The organism is Alkalicoccus luteus, assembly GCF_012034335.1.
In the GTDB taxonomy this organism is placed as follows: domain Bacteria; phylum Bacillota; class Bacilli; order Bacillales; family Salisediminibacteriaceae; genus Alkalicoccus; species Alkalicoccus luteus_A.
The window spans coordinates 1-19,384 of sequence record NZ_JAATHJ010000011.1 but is presented as its reverse complement, the minus strand read 5'-3'; the positions used below and the strand labels follow the sequence as shown (position 1 = coordinate 19,384).

Genomic DNA, 19,384 nt, shown 5'->3' with positions numbered 1-19,384 from the left:
TAACAGTAATTAGGTAAAGTACCACTTTATTTATATGATTGAACTATCATTTTTCGACGTCTGTGCTGCTTTCACGCCGGTAGCGGCTGGGGGTGAGGCCTTCGTGCTCGCGGAAAATCCGGATAAAATATTTGGATGTCTGATATCCAGTCTGCTCGGCAATTTCCGTGATCGGCAAAGATGTTGTAAGCAGCAGCCGTTTTGCGAGCTGAAGACGCTTTTTCGTCACGTATTCACTGAACGTCATCGTCATGTGCTCTTTAAAAAGGACGCTTAAGTAGCTGGGATTCAGGTGAACCTCCCGTGCTACTTCTTTTAAGCTGAATTTTTCACTTATGCGGCTGTCGATGTAAGCGGCTGCCTCCTGAAGCGGTTCCGGCAGCTGGTCGGACGGAATCCTGTCCGGTTCCTGAAAAGCCCGGTCCACCCGTTCGATCTGATCCAGGCGGTAACGGGTTTCAAGCGCTTCCTGCACGGCATCCAGAAACGCCTCTTTTTTAACCGGCTTCAGCAGGTAGTTAACGACACCCATGTGCAGGGCTTCCTGCGCATAGGAAAACTCCGAGTAAGCGGAAATGACGATGAACACCGGACGGCGCTGAAATGATTTGGTCTCTGCAATCAATTCTAGTCCGGTCATTTCCGGCATACGGATATCGGTGATCAGGACGTCAATGTCTTGCTCCTGAAGCAGGTGCAGCGCCTCAGGTCCGTCAGAGGCTGTAAACACCTGAAGCAGATCATGCTCCCATGTTTCCAGTCTCCGTTTCAGGCCATTGCGGGAGCGAGGCTCGTCATCTACGATCAGTACTCGTTTCGTGCGCATGAAGGAGACCTCCTTTAATCGGAATTAATAGCGTGATCGTCGTTCCTGTATGCTCTATGCTGTCAATCAGGAGCTGTGGATCGTCGTCCGGATAAACGAACTCCAGCCTCTGCCAGACGTTTCGCAGTGCAAGCCCTGTCCCCTTCGTGTCAACCTTCTCCCGGTTATCTAGTGACGCCCGCACACGCTCCAGCAGCTCTTTGCTCATGCCGCAGCCGTCATCAGCTACACTAATTTCCAAATAGCCGTCTACTTTTGCCTGGCAGGCTGTAACGGTTACATTGCCACCGCCGCGGCACGTTTCGATTCCGTGCAGCAGCGCGTTCTCGATCAGCGGCTGAATCAGCAGCTTTGGAATGCGCTGCTCCCGGTAAAGGGGATCGATTTCCACTCGCCAGCTGAGTCGGTCTTCAAAGCGGAGCTGCATAATTTGCAGGTAGCGCTCTGCGTGTTGAAGTTCTTCTTCAAGCGTCACGAGATCGTCATCTGTTTCCGAAATCGTATAGCGAAACAGGTCGGATAACGAAATGATCACTTCAGCCATTTCTTCATCCCGTTCATCAAGCGTCCAGTGGATCGCTTCCAGCGTATTAAACAGAAAATGAGGATTGATCTGGGCTTGAAGTGCTCTCAGTTCGGCTTTTGTTTTCAGTAGTTCCTTCTCATAGACGGCTTTAATCAGGTGATTGGTCGTTTCAACCATTTCGTTGTACGTATCGTTTAATTCATTCATTTCAACAGTGGAGGAGATGCGTCTGCTTTTACGGAGCGCACCAAGCGTTCCGAAGCGCATCGCATGGGTCAGCTGCCGAATCGGTCTGGACAAATAGCTCGATACGATCCAGGAAGCGGGAATAAACAGGATCAGACCGGTGCCGCCAGCGATGATCATAGCTGTGCCGATGCCAGGAAGGCCTTCCAGCAAACGGGACACGGGGCTCAAGATCACGAGCGTCCACCCCGAACTGTCGGAAATCACCTCTGCCCGGACGAACTCTTCGTCGTTATAAAGAACGGTTTCGCTTCCGTTCAATCCGTCATCCCGAAGCTCTTCCGGCATATTGCCGGCGATTTCCTGACCGTTCTGATCCAAAAGCAGGGCGTACTCCTCCTGAATGTCAAGCTGCTCGGCTGCTCCGGCAAGGTTAAAGTATGTGTCCTGAACAACGGTGATCAGGTAGCCTCCGCGCTGAAAATCCTCTTCGGGCATGTTAATCTGCTTAATAGCGAGAAAGGCTTGTGCATCAAGCGGATCTTCGCCGGCCCAGAGCAGACGTCCACGTGCTTCTTCAGCAGCCTCTATCCATTCGGGGGATACGCGGATGGATAGAGGAAGCTCATTTAACGGAAACAGCCGGCGCTCATCCGTAAAATACAGCTCGAACGACTGCAGCCCGGTGGTATAAGCCTGGTAGCTGTTGATGATTTCGTTCATCGACTGGCGTTCGGCAAAATTTGCCTGCATTCCGGCAGTTTCCTGTTGCAGCAGCTGCTGCACGGCGGGATCGGTTGCAATCTGACTTGTAATTAAATCGATCGTTTCATACTGGGTGTCGATTCGTCCGAGTGCCTGGACAGCCGTCTGCTCGATTTGTCCCTCGGCGTTTTCCTTAATGATTTCAGTCACGAGGTTATAGGCAAGCAGACCGACTGCACCGAGTACGATAACCATCACGGCAGCAAAAACGGCCAGTATTTGATTCCGCATCGTGTTAGCCGGTCTTAAAAAAGAAAATCGCACCGGAAAGCCTCCTCCTATCTCTGTCACATCTTCCTCCATTGTAGCGGAAAAGAGGATGGAGACGAACAGCGGATATACACCACAATAGTTTTTTCATTAAACTTATGATAATCGTTTTGCATTAGTAAAACAAGAAAGCGCTTTATTTTCTGCGGATGTCTCAGCCTGTCACACAGAAAGGCAGCATAAATCGTTAATTAAAATTCTATCTTGAAAATAGCTTTTTATCAGGAGACAGCTGCCCATGCTTTACTCCTCGGCAAAGCTTGCCCGAGGGCTGATCCTCCAGGTGTCCTGCCCTTGCTCCACGGGGTTTACTATTTTCATCTTTCGTGGTGGAGTATCCCCTGCATACGTGTCTCTGTTACGATTCATTGTTGGTAGAAGGACACGTCATTGCAGCGCGGCAAGCTTGCCGCAGACGAGTTCCTCTGCTTCGGGATCTTCCCGGCTCACAGGCGTTCGCCAGCTTCTGCTTCGTTCTTGCTTCGCAAAACAAAAGACATCGATTGTTTCTTTCTTCAACTTTCCGATCCGAAAAATGGCAGACAAGGCGATTTTCAAGACGCCTGCGAAAAAAGAAAGCGTGAAGATCATTCCGGACGCAAGGAAGGGATAGCGGAAGGATTTTTCCGGGGCAAGCGAAAAAAGATGAGCCACAGGCAAACTTTTTTCCTCTCAACATCAGGCTTTAAAAGAGACACTCATGCAATGACAACCTGCACCATGAAAGATGAACATTACGAACGCTGTGGAACAAAGGCGTGAACACTCAAAGGATCAGCGCAGTGCGAGAATCCATGTTGGCGATACGCTCTTTCGCCAATAGTAGTCGGGAACAAGCCCTTGGGTAAGCCTTCGCCGAGAGTGGAACAGCTTGATGAACGTTGGTTGAACGAGCTATTTTCAAGGTAGCTAATTAAAAAAGGAGCGAAAATAAAAAATGCCCCCGATTTTCTGGCATCGGAGGCAACAGTAAGAACTAAGATGGCGTTGATCCTGCTGTCGCAGGGGGGAGGAATTGTTTCTGTAAAAACGTTTCGATGTTAAAGGCAGTCAAACCGTAGGGAGCAGCATAATAATAGGAGCGGCTGAAGCTGATATCCGTTTGATTATAGAGCTGAGGCAGCGTCCGTTCCTTCACAGAAGCATACATCGCTTCTGCAATAAACCGTTCCGCTTTGGCTAGACGGTTGCCGATCACAATTTTTTCAGGATTAAACGTATGAATGATGTTCGTCAGTCCGACCCCTAAATAGTAGCCGATCTCTTCTAAGGCATTTCGGACGGCTGCATCCGTTTCAGCCTTGCTCAGCAGATTTTCGAGATCGTGTCCGTTTTCAGGGAAGGAACGGAGCAGTGCCATTTCAGATGCATACATTTCCCAGCAGCCCTTGCTGCCGCAGCGGCAGGAGCGGCCTTCGTCTTTAATCGTCGTATGACCGATCTCACCGCTTAATCCGCCGGCTCCCATGACCAGGCGGTCGTCGAGCACAATGCCGGCGCCGATGCCGATTCCGGCGCTTACATAAACGAAGGAGCTTGTGTGCCTGGCACTTCCGAACGTCTTTTCACCGTACGCGCCTGCGTTTGCTTCATTCGTAACGACGACAGGAACGCCGTACTGATCCTCGAAGATTTCCTTTACGTTGGACTGTGTCCAGTCCAGATTAGGGGTCGTCAGGATCGTGCCGTTTTTATCAACGAGACCGGGCACACCAAATCCGATTCCAACAAGGCCAAACGGAGCGTTTTCTGCTTTGACGAGGCATTCATCCAGCATGACTTTGATTTCCATCACGGTACGAGTGAAATCATTCGTATCGAATGAACGGGATATCTCATGAATCACTGAGCCGCGCAGGTCGGTCAGCACCGTCAAAATATAGTTTACGCCGATGTCGCAGCTGAGGGAGTACCCTGCTTTCTCATTAAACTGCAGCATGAGCGGACGTCTTCCGCCGCTTGATTTCCCAAGACCTGTCTGATAACAGTACTGCTCGTTAATTAATTCTTCTACTAATGAAGAAACAGTAGCTTTCGTAAGCCCGAGTGTCTGGGCGAGGGCTGCACGTGAAATGGGTTCCTGCTCCCGGATCGTATTTAAAATGATGGACTTATTCGCCAGTTTAACCGTTTGCTGGTAGGCAGCCATATCGATTCCTCCTACATTGTTTAATGAAGTGCACGGGTTCTTCGATCTAATTGTATGATGAACCGGTTAACATAGTTTAGTTATAGCAAATTGCCGGCTGTACATTGCTCTTATAATCATTCTACCGCACCTTGCCGACTGTAACCTAGCAAGAACGAAAGAAGAACCTAAAAAAGTTCTCTTTTTTTATTAGTTAATTCAATGGACAAACTAAGTTTACCCTGCTACAATACAAATATCAAGAAGTTATCTATAACTTAGGAGGTTTTCATCATGGCAGAAACAAGAACGACGTACTTTTCGAATATTCCTGAAATCGCTTACGAAGGCCCGCAGTCATCAAATCCGTATGCATTTAAGTACTACAATCCGGAAGAGAAGGTTGGAGGCAAAACGATGGAGGAGCAGCTTCGCTTTTCTGTCGCCTACTGGCATACGTTGACGCAGGATGCATCTGACCCATTTGGAGCAGGTACCGCTCAGCGTCCGTGGGATCATTACAGCGGAATGGATTTGGCTAAAGCACGCGTCGAAGCAGCATTCGAGTTTATCGACAAAATCAAAGCGCCGTTTTTCTGCTTCCATGATATTGATATCGCACCGGAAGGAGATACGCTCCGTGAAACGAATCAAAATCTCGATACGATCGTTGCAATGATCAAGGACTACATGAAATCATCTGACACGAAGCTGCTCTGGAACACAGCGAACATGTTCACACACCCTCGCTTCGTTTCCGGTGCAGGGACGTCGAGCAACGCGGACGTATTCGCACATGCGGCTGCAAAAGTGAAGAAAGGACTTGAAACTGGTAAAGAGCTCGGTGCCGAAAACTATGTGTTCTGGGGAGGCAGAGAAGGTTACGAGTCACTTCTGAATACAGACATGAAGCTGGAGCTTGATAACCTTGCGTCGTTTTATCATATGGCCATCGACTATTCGAAAGAAATCGGCTTTAATCCGCAGTTTCTGATTGAACCGAAGCCGAAAGAGCCGACAACGCATCAGTATGATTTTGATGTAGCAACTGCGACTTCGTTCCTTTACCAGTACGGGCTGCAGGATCACTTCAAATTTAATATAGAAGCAAACCACGCAACGCTTGCCGGCCACACGTTCGAGCACGAGCTTCGCACCGCAAGAATCAGCGGGATGCTCGGTTCAGTCGACGCGAATCAGGGTGACCCGCTGCTTGGATGGGATACGGATGAGTTTCCAACGGACCTTTATTCCGCGGTCCTTGCGATGTATGAAATTTTGAAAAACGACGGTCTTGGACGTGGCGGCCTGAACTTCGATGCCAAGATCCGCCGAGGCTCCTTTAAGCCGGAAGACCTTTTTTATTCTCATATTGCAGGCATGGACAGCTTTGCAGTCGGCCTGAAAGTGGCGCAGAAAATGATCGATGACCGTTTCTTTGAATCGATTGTAGACAAACGCTATGAAACGTTTAACGACGGCATCGGGAAAAAGATTCGCGAAGGTACTACGTCGTTCGCGGAGCTGGAAGCATATGCCCTTGATCAAAAGCAGATTGACCACGCATCCGGCCATCTGGAGCGGATCAAAGCAGGGATCAATCAATACATTCTTTCTGTAAATTTCCTTTAATCGGGTTGATACGGGCCGTCTCAGTCCCCCTTCTGAGGCGGCCTTTTTTAACAGAAGTAAACGGCCGAAACGGAAATAATACAAAAGAGAGGAGATCGTATATGGCTTACGTACTTGGAGTTGATTTAGGAACGAGTGCTGTCAAGGTGCTGCTCGTAGATGAACAGGGAACGGTTGCAGCGGAAGCCTCAAGAGGTTATCCGCTGTACCATGACGAGCCGGGCTGGAGTGAACAGGAGCCGGAAGACTGGGTGGAAAAAACAGTTGAGGCGATCGCTGAAGCAGTGCGAGGTATCGACCCGGAACAGGTGAAAGGGATCTCCTTTTCCGGTCAGATGCACGGTCTGGTGTTGATCGATGAGGCAGGTGCTCCGCTGCGACGTGCGATACTATGGAATGATACGCGGACGACAGCACAGTGCCGGAAAATTGAAACAGAGCTGACGCTGGAGACGCTGCACCGTATAACGAAAAACCCGGCACTTGAAGGATTCACGCTGCCGAAGCTGCTCTGGGTGCAGGAACATGAGCCTGCATTGTTTAAACAGGCAGCAGCCTTTCTTCTCCCGAAAGACTACGTGCGCTTCAGGCTCAACGGTGAACTTGGCATGGATTACTCGGACGCAGCCGGAACTTTGCTGCTGGACGTAGCAAATCGGAAATGGAGCCGCAAGATAGCAGATACATTTCAGCTCCGTGCGTCGCTTTTTCCACCGCTCCTGGAAAGTCATGCCGAAGCCGGCACGCTGCTTCCGGAGATGCAGGATCAGACGGGCCTTAGAGGCATTCCGCTGTTTGCCGGCGGGGCAGACAATGCGTGCGGCGCACTCGGAACGGGCATTTTACAGGAGGGAAGTGTGCTGAGCAGCACGGGTACTTCCGGTGTCATGCTTGCCTTTGAAGAAGACGGCAGCAAAGATTTTGGCGGAACCGTTCATTATTTTAACCATGCGGTGCCAAACGCCTATTACACGATGGGCGTGACGCTCGCTGCAGGTCACAGTCTCAGCTGGTTTAAGGAACAGCTGGCCCCTGATCATTCATTTGAAGAGCTGCTTGCGCTTGCAGAGAAATCACCGGCGGGAGCCCGGGGACTGCTGTTTACTCCGTATATATCCGGAGAGCGGACTCCGCATCCGGATGCAGACATCCGCGGAAGCTTCATCGGGCTGCACACCTCTCATACGCTCGGGGATATGACGCGTGCTGTTCTGGAAGGCATTACGTTTTCCTTGAACGAATCGCTTCAGCTTTTCCGTGAGCAGGGAAAGCAGGTTCATACGATTATCGCTTCCGGAGGTGGAGCGAAAAGCCAGCTGTGGCTGCAGATACAGGCTGATATTTTTGGGGCAGCGACTGGAAGGCTGGAAAGCGAGCAGGGACCCGGACTCGGAGCCGCAATGATTGCTGCATACGGACTAGGATGGACAGACAGCTACAAAGAACTGTCAGATCGGTTCACGAAAGCAGCGGACCTTTGCGAACCGGATCCGGACGCAGCAGCTGTGTATGCCAGACTGTTTCCGATTTATCAGCAGGTCTACCAGGCCACTGCAGAGCTGTCGAGAGCGTTAAAGCCGTTCCGGCATGCAGGGAGCAAACAAGGAGCTGAAACAACTTCCTGACAGCACATATTCACTCTAAGCCTGCTTCTTATTTTAATAAGAGGCAGGCTGTTCTTTTCCGTCAAAAAAAAACTGTATTTTGCCGGAATGTTAGAAAATACTACACAGAAAACGGCGACAATTTAAGTATAATCAGGAGTATACTGAGAGTGTGTAGATACTGCTGTAGGCGCTTTTTTCATACATATGCCGGTATTTTTGGCATGACTGAATGAAAGAGGTGGGTGAGATGGGAATGAAGCTTGTCAAACTGATGCTGTCTCTCGTGCTGCTGTTTGTTACTGCCTTTGCAGCTTTTCCGGAAACAGCTGATGCAGCTGCTTCCAAGTGGATTACAAAAGGAAATACGACGAGCAAGGTTGTAGCCCTGACCTTTGATGACGGCGCAGATGGAACGAACCTTTCCAAAATACTGAATACGCTTCAGGAGCACAACGTGAAAAGCACCTTCTTTGTAACCGGCACGGGCATGAACCATCACCCTAAAACGGTTAAGAGAATCACAGATCACGGACATCAGATCGGCAACCATTCTTACTCCCATCCGGACTTTACCAAGCTGACGGCGACGCAGATGAAGCGGGAGCTGGAAAAAACCGAGGCACTTGCGAAGCAGGTAACAGGAAAATCGACAAGGCCGATATTCAGAGCCCCGTACGGAGCGGTAAATAACGCAGTGCTGCAGGCTGCCGGAGCAGCAGGATATACGCACACGCTTCATTGGGATATAGATACCGTCGATTGGAAGGGTGTTTCGAAAACGCAGATCGTTAATAAAGTGGTGAATAACGTCAAACCGGGTTCCATCGTACTGATGCATACCGGTGCAGGAGCATCCGGAACGCCGGGAGCCCTGCCGGAAATCATTAAGCAGCTCAAGGCCAAAGGATATAAGTTCGTGACCGTGTCAGAGCTGTTGAAGCTGGATACAAAACCTTCCGGCACCTCAGGAACAACGTATACGGTCAAATCTGGAGACACGCTCTATGCTATCGCCCGCAAGTATAATACGACGGTTGCGGCACTGACATCTTTGAATAAATTAAGTGACCCGAACGCCTTAAAAGTCGGACAAGTGCTGCAGATTAAAGCAGCTGCTTCGGTTCCGAAAGCGTCGACCTATACGGTTAAGTCAGGCGATACGCTTTATGCAATTGCCATCAAAAATAAGACGACTCTACAGAAGCTCACATCATTGAACGGTATATCAAATCCTAACCTCATTCGAGTCGGACAAGTATTAAAAATCCCGGCCTGACAGTAAAGAGGGACGTGATCAGCACCTCCTGCCAAATGTGGCGGGGGGTTCTTTCGTGATGAAAGCGTGACGGCTGAAAAAAGCTTACTCAGAGCGTGCTTCCTGCTTTACGAAGCATACCGGCTGGATTATGATAAGTGCACCAGCAGCAGAGGAGGCGGAGCGGATGGGCAGAGTTACGATTGCACCGTATGACCCGGCATGGCCCGGGCTGTATGAAGAAGAAGCCGTGCAGCTGCGAAGTGTATTCCATTCCCGGCTGAAGGAGCTGCACCATATCGGCAGCACAGCCGTACCTGGAAGTGACGCCAAACCAGTGATCGATATCATGGCGGTCTTTACTTCTCTTGCAGCTTCAGAAACGATTGAGATATCTCTTTGTGAACTGGGCTACAGCAGATGCACGTCGACAAACAGCCCGGGAAGGCTCTTTTTTAGAAAACGTTCACCCGTCGCTTTTCATCTGCACATTTTTCCGGAGGGAAGCAAAGACATCACCCGGCACCTTGCGCTCCGGGACTACCTGCGGGCGCATCCGGCGCGAAGGAAAGCCTACGCAGGTTTGAAGAAGTCATTAGCCTGGGAATATCCTTTTAATATGAGTGCCTATGCAGAAGGCAAGCATGATTACGTTAAAGAACTGGAATGCCGTGCCCTGCGCTGGTACCGCAGCCCGGCTTCCAAAAGGAGAGGATAAGGATGCGTGTACTAGTAATCGGAGCAAATGGACAGATCGGCCGTCATCTGGTCAAGCTGCTGAAGGACAGCGACAAGCATGAGGTGAGAGCGATGGTCCGCAAACAGGAACAGGCGGATGAATTTAAAGCAGATGGCATTGAAGCGGTTCTCGCAGATCTCGAAGGACCGGTAAGTGAGATTGCTGCGGCAGCTGACGGATGCGATGCCGTCGTCTTTACGGCCGGTTCAGGCGGAAGCACCGGAGCAGATAAGACTCTGCTAATTGACCTGGATGGCGCAGTCAAATCTGTGGAGGCAGCTGAAGAAGCAGGAGCTGCACGTTTTCTGATGGTAAGTGCGATACAGGCGCACAACCGCAGCAACTGGAGCGAAAAAATCAGGCATTACTTTGCTGCAAAGCACTACGCAGACCGAATGCTCATGAACAGCAGCCTGACCTACACGATCGTCCGTCCGGGCGGTCTGACAAACGACAGTGGAACCGGACGCGTCCAGGCAGCTGAAAATCTGGAACGGGCTGACATCCCCCGCGAGGACGTAGCAGCCGTTCTCTATGCTGCACTTGATGAAGAAAGCACGTACTACAAAGGGTTTGATGTGGTATCAGGAGAGCATAGCCCCGAAGAAGCATTAAAAAATCTGTAGTAAACTGGAAAGAGCAGAAGCCGGTACCGGCTTCTGCTCTTTCCAGATTGTTGATAAAGTCATTTTCGGTGAATAACGTTGCATCTGCCTGTATCTGCGGACCCTCGCTTTCCGGAGGGAACGGGCTCAGCTAACCGCTTCCTTCTTCCGTCGGAAGCGCTGGATCTTCGCCTCGTTCTGATCCTCCGATGTCGGCAGCTGGCAGTGCGTTTCAAGTGCGTGGTTATGAATGCACGGTCGGCTTCCATACAAATAGAACCTTTCCGATGAGACGTTTAAATGTTGAATAGAGGGGTCCGTACTTCCTAGAAATCATGATAAACGTAAAAAAGCAGTCGCGTCTGTCGTGACGTTGTTCTCCACTAAGCAGAGGGGAAATACAACCAAACGAATAAACATGTAAGTTGAAAGTCTCTTTCGCATGAATTGGAGGTTCGCCTGGCAACAGGACATCATGCTGCCTGAAAAACAGTGATTTCCTGGAAGGGTGTGAGTAACCAGTCTCAGCTTTATCTGTTTTTCATGGAAAGCCAGCTGCTGTAGCCGATCGTAATGATTGGGGACAGCCATAAAAAGATGGCTGCCGGGGCATACGCCGTCACCGGAACCTGAATGATCGTGCTGCACAGAATAGCCAGCAGGCTCCACGGAACAAGACCGGCAAAAACGACCGTTGAATCAGCAAGAATCCGGGCCATATGGGCGGGTCCGTATGTTTTACGCCAATACGGAAGCATCGTCCGACCAGCCAGTAAAATCGGAAAGGACTGGTTAGGAGAGACGAGCGCTACGGCAGCAGCTGCTCCTGTCGTTTTAGCAGAGGCAGTGCCAAGCGATTCAGATCCGTGAAACACCTTTTTCAGCAGAGGCTGGAGCATGTCTGTATCCTCCAGAAGCTGACAAAAGGCGCCTACAATGATAATGAACAAGACAAAGGGAAGCATGTCGACCAATCCATTTACCCGGTCTGTGCCGTTCCAGAGAACTGTGATCCAGGAAGCCGGGTCGCCGCCCCGTATAAACGCGACCGCAGACCCGGAAGCAATCGCAGCAATAAAACAGCTGTACATGCTTTTACCGCGGACGATCAGTCCAAGCAGCAGGATGGGCGGCAAGAGAGAAAGAAGCAGCGTTGCCGCTTCAGGTATTGCTACGTTGGAAAAACTGGTTCTGGGACCGGAGGCGAGGTCTATGGCTAAAAAAATGACTGCTGTGAGCGGAACAGAAATCAGCAAAGTCGGTGTAATTGTCCGCAGGTGGCGACGTGTTGTCAGGCCCGAAGCGAATCGGAGCAGCTGAAACGAGCTCGAAAGCGGAGACGTTCTGTCACCAACGAAAGCACCGGAAACAAGTGCTCCTCCGAGCAAGACCGGAGCGACTCCAAGGGCAGTGCCAGCTCCGATTAGCGGAATGCCGACGATGCTGAGGGAGCCGACGGCACTGCCGACTGTCAGGGACATCACTGACGCAATCAGAAAGGAGGCAGTTAAGAAATAGCCGGGATGAATCCCGGCGAGAAAGAGCTGATTCAGGTCATCAACGATGCCGGCATAGGTCCACGCAGGCAGCAGCAGCCCGATAAAAATAAGCAGCCAGGCGATGGCCCTGCTCCGGTTCATGCCTTTCAACGATGTGCGGGCCACAAAGGCAGCCGGAGCACCTTTATACATTACAGCTGCTGCTGCAGCGGCGAGCCCGGGCAGCATTGCCGGACCGAGCGGAAGCTCGAAAGCAGCAGCCGACATAAGCGGCACGATCGCACAACTAAAAACGGCTGCGATCAGCCTGTTCGAATACGTTTGGGTCATCATGATCATCTCCGTCCGTCATTGTAGCATACGCCGGACATCTCGTTGACAAAAGAAAAGAGAGGCTATATGCTGAAGAAGAATAAAAACGGAAAGGGTGAAGCAGGCCGATGAAGTAATCTATCCTGATCAGAAACTGAACACGAAAAGACGGGCGTATAGGCCTTTTTATGTTCAGATCAGGATAGGTATCGGCTCTGCAGAGTCCTCAAACGGGTACTAATGAAAGCTGCCGGCAGGAGCAATTCCTCTAGCTGCGTCTCGTCTTATACGGGCAGGCGTCTGTTTTCGCGAACCCTTTTTACCTCTCCTGGTCGAACGACAGATCCGGGAGAGGTTTTTTGTCTTTCCCGAACTAAAGGAGGAATGCAGCATGATGCTGTATGCAGAACAACTGTCGGCGGAAGTCAATGGAAAGGAATTGTTTACGAAACAGACGTTGACGGTGGAGGATGGTGACCGGATCGGATTAATCGGTGCAAATGGAAGCGGGAAATCAACACTGCTGGAAATACTAGCCGGGCGGCGCGAACCTGACAGCGGCAGCTGCAAGGCTGATAGCACTGTTATTTACCTGCCTCAGCTGAAGGAAAGTGAGATGAAGAGCGGCGGAGAGATCACGCAGGCCTGGATACAACAGGCATTTGCAGAACAAGGAGGCCTTCTGCTTGCAGATGAGCCGACAACGAGTCTGGACGAAGCGCACATTCAATGGCTGGAGGAGAAGCTTCAGCGCTGGAAAGGTGCGTATATTGTCGTATCGCACGATCGTGAGTTTCTCGATCGCACCTGCACGTCTATCTGGGCAATGGAACAAAAGCTGATCAAAACGTTTCCAGGCTCCTATTACCAGTACAGAGAGCAGAAGCACCGGGAGGAGCGCGAACATCAGCAGGCCTACAATTCGTACGTGAAACAGAAGCGGTCGCTGGAAGAAGCAGCCCGCAGAAGAGAGGAACGAGCAGATCAGCTGACAAGCACGAAAAACGTCAGCCGGTCGGAGGCATCCATTACCGGAGCCAAGCCGTATTTTGCAAAGAAGCAGAAAAAAATGCAGCAGACAGCGAAAGCGATGGAAAAACGGCTGGAGCAGCTGGAACAGGTCGACAAGCCTTGGGAGGATAAGCCGCTGAAAATGACTCTTCCCGGCGGAAAAGGGAGGCATCATCAGGAAGAACTGTTCGTTAAGCGCATGCTTGCAAAGGCTCACGAAAGGCATCTGTGGACTGCCGAACCATTTCCGATCAGGCATGGAGAAAAGCTGTCGCTGACTGGTCATAACGGGTCGGGAAAAACAACGTTTCTGAAAAAACTGCAGCATGGAAAAGGAGTAGCAAAAGCGGGCTGGAGCAGGCTTGGTTTCTTTCAGCAGGATTTAACAATGCTTCACCCGGAAGAGACTGTATTGGAAAATGCCGGACAGGATGCTGTTCAGCCGGCAGAGGTCGTCCGGACGATCCTTGCTCGGCTCGGCTTCCGTGGATCTGATATCAATAAAAGAGCAGCCGTTCTAAGCGGCGGAGAGCGGGTCAAGCTTTCGCTCGCTATGCTCATGACAGGCAACTATACAGGGCTGGTGCTCGATGAACCGACGAGCTTTCTCGATGTCGAGGCGGCTGAGGCGCTGGAAAGCCTGCTGGTCGACTATCCAGGTACGTTGATTGTCGTCTCTCACGACAGGCGCTTTAGAAGCAGAACGACAGAGTCGGAAATCAGGATAGACGCAGGAAGATTGTGGCGGACCGATATGCAGGCGACTGTGCAGACAGAGGAAGAGGAGGAGCGGATGCGGATTGATACCAGGCTTGCAGAAGTAATTGGAAGGCTCAGTCTGGAACCGGATGCAGCGCTTGAATCAGAATATCAGGAGCTGTTAAAAAAGAAACAAGCATACGCAGCTAAAGAATAAACAGACACCTTAAAAAGCCCGGGTTGCAGAAAGCATCCCGGGCAATGGAGCAGGGCATCAGCCGTATTTCTTCTGATGCTCTTTTTTCATTTTTAAGTACGTTTCATCTTCGCGGATTTTAATCCATTTCTTTTCGAAAATTTTCGCGGACTCTGCTTTCTCGTCATCGATTTGCCGTTTATTTATATTTCCTTCTTTATCATACTTTTTCCCGCCCTTATAATTAGCGTAGCGCCTCGAGCGGGTATAGCCCATTTGTATAAACTTACGAGCCATATCCATCCCGACGAAATCATTGTTTCTCTTATAATCGAGGTACATATCGTAAATCGCTTCAGAAGACTCTTTCGCAATGTCCGGTGTCTTAAATCGCCAGTGCGGCAGAATTTCGCTCTTGTAAGGTTCCACCATGAGGACGCCTTGTTCCCCTCTGCCAACGCGGTATTTATGGGGTTCTTCACGAAAATCCGTGTTCTCAAAATCAGCATTATAGTCGAAAGCCAACCGGATCACCTCCCTTTCTTGCGGTCCTATACCCGGTTGGAAAATAACAGTAAACATACCACGACAGGAGGAATGAATGTCCATGCAGTCAAAAATACAGCTTCGAACCGCTATGTGGAACAATTTAGCCGGCAGTATCCGCTGTCCTTTTTGCGAGGAAGCGGCAGAAGCCGAGGAAGGAGCAATTGTCTGCCGCCGCGGACACCGGTTTGATATGGCTAAAAAGGGGCAGCTCTTTATGCTGCGACGACCGGCATCCGGCGGCTATGATGACGAGCTTTTTGCTGCCAGGCAGCGCGTGATTCGTGCCGGCTTCTATGGACCTATGCACGAAGCGCTTGAACCGTTGCTGCCTGAGCACGGACTTGTGGTAGATGCAGGGTGCGGGGAAGGATCCCACCTCATCATGCTGCGGGACCGCAAAACGTTTTCAGGCATCGGCATTGATAATGCAAAGCCCGGTATTGAACAAGCGGCTGCAGCTGACAGCAGGTTAATGTGGGTGACAGGTGATATTACGTCTATGCCGCTTAACGATCAAGCTGTTGACGTGCTGCTGAATGTATTTTCACCAGCTTCTTATCAGGAGTTCAAGCGGGTGACAGGTGAAGACGGTCTGGTTGTCAAGGCTGTTCCCGGTCCTCGATATCTGCAGGAGATTCGTCAGCTCACCGGCGAAAAATCGCACAGCAGCCAAGAGGTGGAAGAAGGGTTTTTCACTGCTTTTCCAAACGGTACCGTACAGCATCTGCAAGCCGATTGGCGTGTACCTCCTGAACGAACGGCGGACGTCATGCGGATGACACCGCTCACCTGGAAGCACCGGGGAATGCTTAACGAAACAGAAGGACCGGACAAGCTGACGCTGGATGTGCGGCTGCTGCTGTCAAAGCCGCTGTAAGTCGAATCAAAAGCTCCGCCGCCCATCATCGGGCGGCGGAGTTTTTTTAGGACATCAGATGTTCAGAAGAGATTCGATATCGTTCCGTATCTTTCTCGGAGCTGTCTGCGGCGAATATCGTTTGACGACGTGTCCGTTCGAGTCGACGAGAAATTTCGTGAAGTTCCACTTGATCTCTGACCCCAGCATGCCCTTCTGCTGCAGCTTCAAGTGCTGGTAAAGCGGATGGGCTTCGGAGCCGTTAACCTTCGTCTTTTTAGACAGCGGAAACGATACACCAAAGTCACGGCTGCATACGGTAACCATCTCTTCATCGTTTACAGGCTCCTGATTCATGAACTGATCAGACGGAAAGCCCAGAACGACAAGTCCGCGCTCCTGGTAATCCTGATAAAGCTCCTCCAACTCTCTAAACTGAGGCGCAAGGCCGCATTTCGTTGCTGTGTTGACGATCAGCATAGGCCGCCCGCGGTATGTATCCAGCGGCATCTCCTGCCCGTCAGAGGCTGTCATCGTAAAATCATATACGGTTTCAGACATAAGCTGTCCTCTCCTTTCGTCGGCATATGTTCCTCATCAGTATAGCGGAACGGGCTTTTACTGGTCTCTATTTTTGCTCAGCCATTGAAAGGAGAGTAAGAATGTGATTAAATAGTAACCATTACGATTTAAGGAGAGAGCGTGAATGGAAAAGATACCAGTTACCGTGCTGAGCGGTTATTTAGGAGCTGGAAAAACGACGATGCTGAACCATCTGCTGGCAGAGCGAGGGGCCAGACGTACAGCCGTCATTGTCAATGATATGAGCGAAATCAATGTCGATGCAGGACTGATTGAGCAGGGCGGGTTTAAGCGGACAGAAGAAAAGCTCGTTGAAATGTCGAACGGCTGCATATGCTGCACGCTTCGGGAAGATTTGCTCGAGGAAGTGAAGCAGCTTGCGGAAGCCGGCGGCATTGACCATATTCTGATTGAATCGTCCGGGATCAGCGAGCCGGTGCCGGTCGCTCAGACGTTCACGTATATTGACGAAGAAACAGGAATCGATCTGACAGAATTTTGTACGATTCAATCGATGGTAACAGTCGTCGACGCGAACCGGTTCTGGCATGATTTTCGCTCAGGAGAAACGCTGCTGGAGCGGCAGCAGGGCGCATCGGACGACGATGAACGGGATATTGCAGACTTATTGATTGATCAAATTGAATTTTGCAACGTTCTGATTTTAAACAAAATCGACCTTGTATCCGAACAGAAGCTGATCGAAATCGAGCGGGTGCTTCGAAAGCTTCAGCCGGATGCGGAGTTGATTCGTACAGCGCATGGGAGAATAGACGCAGATGTCCTTCTGGCTGAACGCAGGTTTGATTTTGATCAGGCTAGCATGTCAGCCGGCTGGATGAAAGAGCTTCAGCAGGAAGAGCATACGCCGGAAACAGAGGAATATGGCATATCGAGCTTCATTTACAGAAGCCGTAGTCCGTTCCATCCGCAGCGCTTTGTTGACTGGCTGCAGGGGCTCCCGGAAGAAGTCGTCCGCATGAAAGGCATCGTTTGGAGCGCGGCCTACGACGAGATGGCCCTCTCGCTCGCCCAGGCCGGACCCTCTGCCTACCTGCATCCTGTTGCCTACTGGGTTGCAGCGTTGGACCAGGAAGAGCAGGACCACTATCTGCAGGAAAATGCTGAGCTTCGAGATGAGTGGATGGAGGAAATTGGCGACCGTAAAACAGAGTTTGTACTAATCGGTCTGCATATGAATCAGGAAAAGCTTAAGAACGAGCTGGATGCCTGTCTGTTAACGGAAGCAGAGTTGCAAAGCGGAGAGGTTTATACGGATCCAATGGAGACGCCGGAGGAGCTATTTCCCGGGAAATAACAGACGACAGAGCGGGTGCCTGCAGCAGACAGGGCGCCCGTTTTTTACCTGCATGAACCCTGTCAGATTACCTTTCATCATCAGCCTCAAGCCGTGCAGATCCTGAGCAGGTGCGTTATAATGAATCCTATACAGGATGAAAGGAGACGCCGGTTTGGTCGATACAACCCAAATTGATACGTATTTAATTTTAAGTGCCTTTATTTTAATCAGCGGTGTTCTCGCAGCAAAGTTTTCCAACAGAGTGGGACTTCCATCACTCGTTTTATTTATTCTGCTCGGTATGCTGGTCGGAAGCGACGGGCTTGGCATCGTTTATTTTGACAGCCCGGAGCTCGCCCAGCTAGTCGGTATTTTTGCGCTCGTCATCATTTTGTTTGAAGGTGGTCTGCAGACGAAATTTGCGACCGTCCGTGCCGTGGCACTTCCTTCGATCTCCCTTGCTACGATCGGGGTCATGCTGACGTCGGGAATTGTTGGACTTGCTGCGTACCTCATCTTCGACATCACGTTGATGCAGGCACTTCTTCTCGGTGCAATCGTCGGTTCGACCGATGCCGCTGCCGTTTTTGCAGCGCTTAAGGAGCGGAATATTAAAGCGAAAATGGGAGCGACGCTGGAAGCCGAGTCCGGGACGAACGATCCGATGGCGGTCTTTTTAACGATCGGATTTATCGAGCTGATTATGATTCCGGAAACTGCCTGGTGGGCGCTGTTGCCGGAATTTGTCTGGCAGATGGGCATCGGCCTCATTGTCGGGATCGCTGTAGGTAAAATCGCTTCGATTGCGATCAACCGGGTGAAGCTTGATTCAAGTGGTCTGTATCCGATCTTTTCGGTAGCGTTTGCGCTGCTTACATACGGGGCAGCCTCAGCTGCAGGCGCAAGCGGATTTTTAGCGGTTTATATTGCAGCTCTCGTAATTGGGAACTCAGAGCTTACGTACCGGTACTCGATCTTCCAGTTTAACGAAGGGTTTGCCTGGATGGCGCAAATTCTGATGTTTATTTTACTCGGCTTGCTCGTTTTTCCGGCAGACTTGTTCAGCCTTGATATTATCATCGGCGGACTGCTACTTTCCGCAGCGCTGATCTTTATCGCGAGGCCGGCAGCCGTTTATTTATCAACGCTTGGTATGGGGTATAAAAACAATGAAAAGCTGTTTCTGTCGTGGGCAGGTCTTCGCGGGGCGGTTCCGATTATTCTGGCAACCTTCCCGATTGTGGCAGGCGTGGAGAACAGTGAATTTTTCTTCAACATCGTCTTCTTCGTTGTGCTTACATCCGCTCTCGTGCAGGGAACGACGATTTCACCGCTCGCGAAAAGGCTTGGTCTCATGGGACCAAAGAAGGACAATCCACACCACTCCATTGAATTGATATCGATGGGGAAAGCAAATGCAGAAATGGTGCAATTTAAAGTGGACGGCGACGCACTGATTGCTGGACAGAAGCTGAAGGACGTTGATTTCCCACTTAAAGCATCAATTAGCGCGATCGTAAGGGATGAAACGTTAATCACTCCCTACGGCGAAACAGAAATACAGAACGGGGATTTTCTCTATATTCTCGTCGCTTCCCGCTATAAGCGAGAACTGAAGCGGGCGCTCGAACAGAAAAAATCTCCGCAGCCACCGTATTCCTGATCCAGGAGGGAGACTGCCGGAAAGACGGACCGATCATCATCGGTCCGTCTTCCAGGCTGTTGAAAAAGTCTTTCAACTTACATATTTATTCGTTTGATTGTATTTCCCCTCTGCTTACCAGCGGAAGCTTGCCGTGGGCTGGCCTTCAGCTATTTCTCAGGGCGACCCTGTATGAAGG

Annotated in this window: 16 protein-coding genes; 10 read left to right on the top strand and 6 right to left on the bottom strand. The window is 50.6% G+C overall.

Annotated features, from left to right (window positions below; all coding sequences use genetic code 11):
• Positions 1-46 precede the first annotated feature (46 nt).
• Together HCN83_RS09115 and HCN83_RS18755 are read right to left on the bottom strand one after the other, a co-directional pair.
• On the bottom strand, positions 47-826 hold the full coding sequence (locus HCN83_RS09115; RefSeq protein ID WP_168006529.1) for a response regulator transcription factor: 780 nt from the start codon (positions 824-826) through the stop codon (positions 47-49).
• Entirely contained in the window at positions 795-2,567 is a 1,773-nt protein-coding gene (locus tag HCN83_RS18755; RefSeq protein ID WP_168006527.1) for a histidine kinase, read from the bottom strand. The genes HCN83_RS09115 and HCN83_RS18755 overlap by 32 nt, the downstream gene beginning before the upstream one ends.
• Before the next feature lie 396 nt (positions 2,568-2,963).
• Here HCN83_RS18755 and HCN83_RS09105 point away from each other — a divergent pair, with 396 nt between their 5' ends.
• Complete coding sequence (locus tag HCN83_RS09105; protein WP_168006525.1) at positions 2,964-3,335, top strand: hypothetical protein; 372 nt, start codon at positions 2,964-2,966, stop codon at positions 3,333-3,335.
• Between the two features lie 214 nt (positions 3,336-3,549).
• On the opposite strand, the gene HCN83_RS09100 is transcribed toward HCN83_RS09105, so the two are convergent.
• Positions 3,550-4,722 carry an ROK family transcriptional regulator gene (locus HCN83_RS09100; RefSeq protein ID WP_168006523.1) on the bottom strand — a complete coding sequence of 391 codons (1,173 nt, stop codon included), beginning with the start codon at positions 4,720-4,722 and terminating at the stop codon, positions 3,550-3,552.
• Positions 4,723-4,995: 273 nt separating this feature from the next.
• On the opposite strand from HCN83_RS09100, the gene xylA reads away from it, so the two are divergent.
• From xylA to HCN83_RS09075, 5 genes are all read left to right on the top strand, one after another.
• Entirely contained in the window at positions 4,996-6,333 is a 1,338-nt protein-coding gene (xylA, locus tag HCN83_RS09095) for a xylose isomerase (protein WP_168006521.1), read from the top strand.
• 101 nt (positions 6,334-6,434) lie between these two features.
• Positions 6,435-7,958 carry a xylulokinase gene (gene xylB, locus HCN83_RS09090; RefSeq protein ID WP_168006519.1) on the top strand — a complete coding sequence of 508 codons (1,524 nt, stop codon included), beginning with the start codon at positions 6,435-6,437 and terminating at the stop codon, positions 7,956-7,958.
• A 229-nt stretch (positions 7,959-8,187) separates the two neighbouring features.
• A complete protein-coding gene (locus HCN83_RS09085; RefSeq protein WP_168006517.1) occupies positions 8,188-9,216 on the top strand; it encodes a LysM peptidoglycan-binding domain-containing protein in 1,029 nt (342 codons plus the stop codon).
• A gap of 166 nt (positions 9,217-9,382) precedes the next feature.
• The gene (locus HCN83_RS09080) at positions 9,383-9,913 is read left to right on the top strand and encodes a GrpB family protein (RefSeq protein ID WP_168006515.1); all 531 of its coding nucleotides are present in this window, start codon (positions 9,383-9,385) and stop codon (positions 9,911-9,913) included.
• A gap of 2 nt (positions 9,914-9,915) precedes the next feature.
• Entirely contained in the window at positions 9,916-10,560 is a 645-nt protein-coding gene (locus tag HCN83_RS09075; protein ID WP_168006513.1) for an SDR family oxidoreductase, read from the top strand.
• Between the two features lie 509 nt (positions 10,561-11,069).
• Here the strand turns inward: HCN83_RS09075 and HCN83_RS09070 are convergent.
• Entirely contained in the window at positions 11,070-12,368 is a 1,299-nt protein-coding gene (locus HCN83_RS09070) for a Na+/H+ antiporter NhaC family protein (RefSeq protein WP_168006511.1), read from the bottom strand.
• 373 nt (positions 12,369-12,741) lie between these two features.
• Here HCN83_RS09070 and abc-f point away from each other — a divergent pair, with 373 nt between their 5' ends.
• Positions 12,742-14,277, top strand: coding sequence for a ribosomal protection-like ABC-F family protein (gene abc-f / locus HCN83_RS09065; RefSeq protein ID WP_168006509.1), 1,536 nt, complete (start codon positions 12,742-12,744; stop codon positions 14,275-14,277).
• Between the two features lie 57 nt (positions 14,278-14,334).
• Here the strand turns inward: abc-f and HCN83_RS09060 are convergent, their stop codons facing one another.
• Positions 14,335-14,781: a DUF4385 domain-containing protein gene (locus HCN83_RS09060; protein WP_168006507.1), complete on the bottom strand. Its 447-nt coding sequence runs from the start codon at positions 14,779-14,781 to the stop codon at positions 14,335-14,337.
• Positions 14,782-14,863: 82 nt separating this feature from the next.
• Here HCN83_RS09060 and HCN83_RS09055 point away from each other — a divergent pair, with 82 nt between their 5' ends.
• Positions 14,864-15,682: a methyltransferase domain-containing protein gene (locus HCN83_RS09055; protein ID WP_168006505.1), complete on the top strand. Its 819-nt coding sequence runs from the start codon at positions 14,864-14,866 to the stop codon at positions 15,680-15,682.
• Between the two features lie 54 nt (positions 15,683-15,736).
• Here HCN83_RS09055 and HCN83_RS09050 read toward each other — a convergent pair whose 3' ends face one another.
• On the bottom strand, positions 15,737-16,222 hold the full coding sequence (locus HCN83_RS09050; RefSeq protein WP_168006503.1) for a glutathione peroxidase: 486 nt from the start codon (positions 16,220-16,222) through the stop codon (positions 15,737-15,739).
• A 145-nt stretch (positions 16,223-16,367) separates the two neighbouring features.
• Here HCN83_RS09050 and HCN83_RS09045 point away from each other — a divergent pair, with 145 nt between their 5' ends.
• A complete protein-coding gene (locus HCN83_RS09045) occupies positions 16,368-17,561 on the top strand; it encodes a GTP-binding protein (protein ID WP_168006501.1) in 1,194 nt (397 codons plus the stop codon).
• 154 nt (positions 17,562-17,715) lie between these two features.
• Entirely contained in the window at positions 17,716-19,206 is a 1,491-nt protein-coding gene (locus tag HCN83_RS09040; protein WP_246238168.1) for a potassium/proton antiporter, read from the top strand.
• The last annotated feature ends 178 nt before the right edge of the window (positions 19,207-19,384 follow it).

What these genes read in the sequence shown, in the direction of transcription:
- HCN83_RS09045 (WP_168006501.1), top strand. Translation starts at nt 16,368, where the DNA reads ATGGAAAAGATACCAGTTACCGTGCTGAGCGGTTATTTAGGAGCTGGA.
- xylA (WP_168006521.1), top strand. Translation starts at nt 4,996, where the DNA reads ATGGCAGAAACAAGAACGACGTACTTTTCGAATATTCCTGAAATCGCT.
- HCN83_RS09075 (WP_168006513.1), top strand. Translation starts at nt 9,916, where the DNA reads ATGCGTGTACTAGTAATCGGAGCAAATGGACAGATCGGCCGTCATCTG.
- HCN83_RS09085 (WP_168006517.1), top strand. Translation starts at nt 8,188, where the DNA reads ATGGGAATGAAGCTTGTCAAACTGATGCTGTCTCTCGTGCTGCTGTTT.
- HCN83_RS09055 (WP_168006505.1), top strand. Translation starts at nt 14,864, where the DNA reads ATGCAGTCAAAAATACAGCTTCGAACCGCTATGTGGAACAATTTAGCC.
- HCN83_RS09050 (WP_168006503.1), bottom strand. Translation starts at nt 16,222, where the DNA reads ATGTCTGAAACCGTATATGATTTTACGATGACAGCCTCTGACGGGCAG.
- HCN83_RS09100 (WP_168006523.1), bottom strand. Translation starts at nt 4,722, where the DNA reads ATGGCTGCCTACCAGCAAACGGTTAAACTGGCGAATAAGTCCATCATT.
- HCN83_RS09115 (WP_168006529.1), bottom strand. Translation starts at nt 826, where the DNA reads ATGCGCACGAAACGAGTACTGATCGTAGATGACGAGCCTCGCTCCCGC.
- HCN83_RS09080 (WP_168006515.1), top strand. Translation starts at nt 9,383, where the DNA reads ATGGGCAGAGTTACGATTGCACCGTATGACCCGGCATGGCCCGGGCTG.
- abc-f (WP_168006509.1), top strand. Translation starts at nt 12,742, where the DNA reads ATGATGCTGTATGCAGAACAACTGTCGGCGGAAGTCAATGGAAAGGAA.
- xylB (WP_168006519.1), top strand. Translation starts at nt 6,435, where the DNA reads ATGGCTTACGTACTTGGAGTTGATTTAGGAACGAGTGCTGTCAAGGTG.
- HCN83_RS09070 (WP_168006511.1), bottom strand. Translation starts at nt 12,368, where the DNA reads ATGACCCAAACGTATTCGAACAGGCTGATCGCAGCCGTTTTTAGTTGT.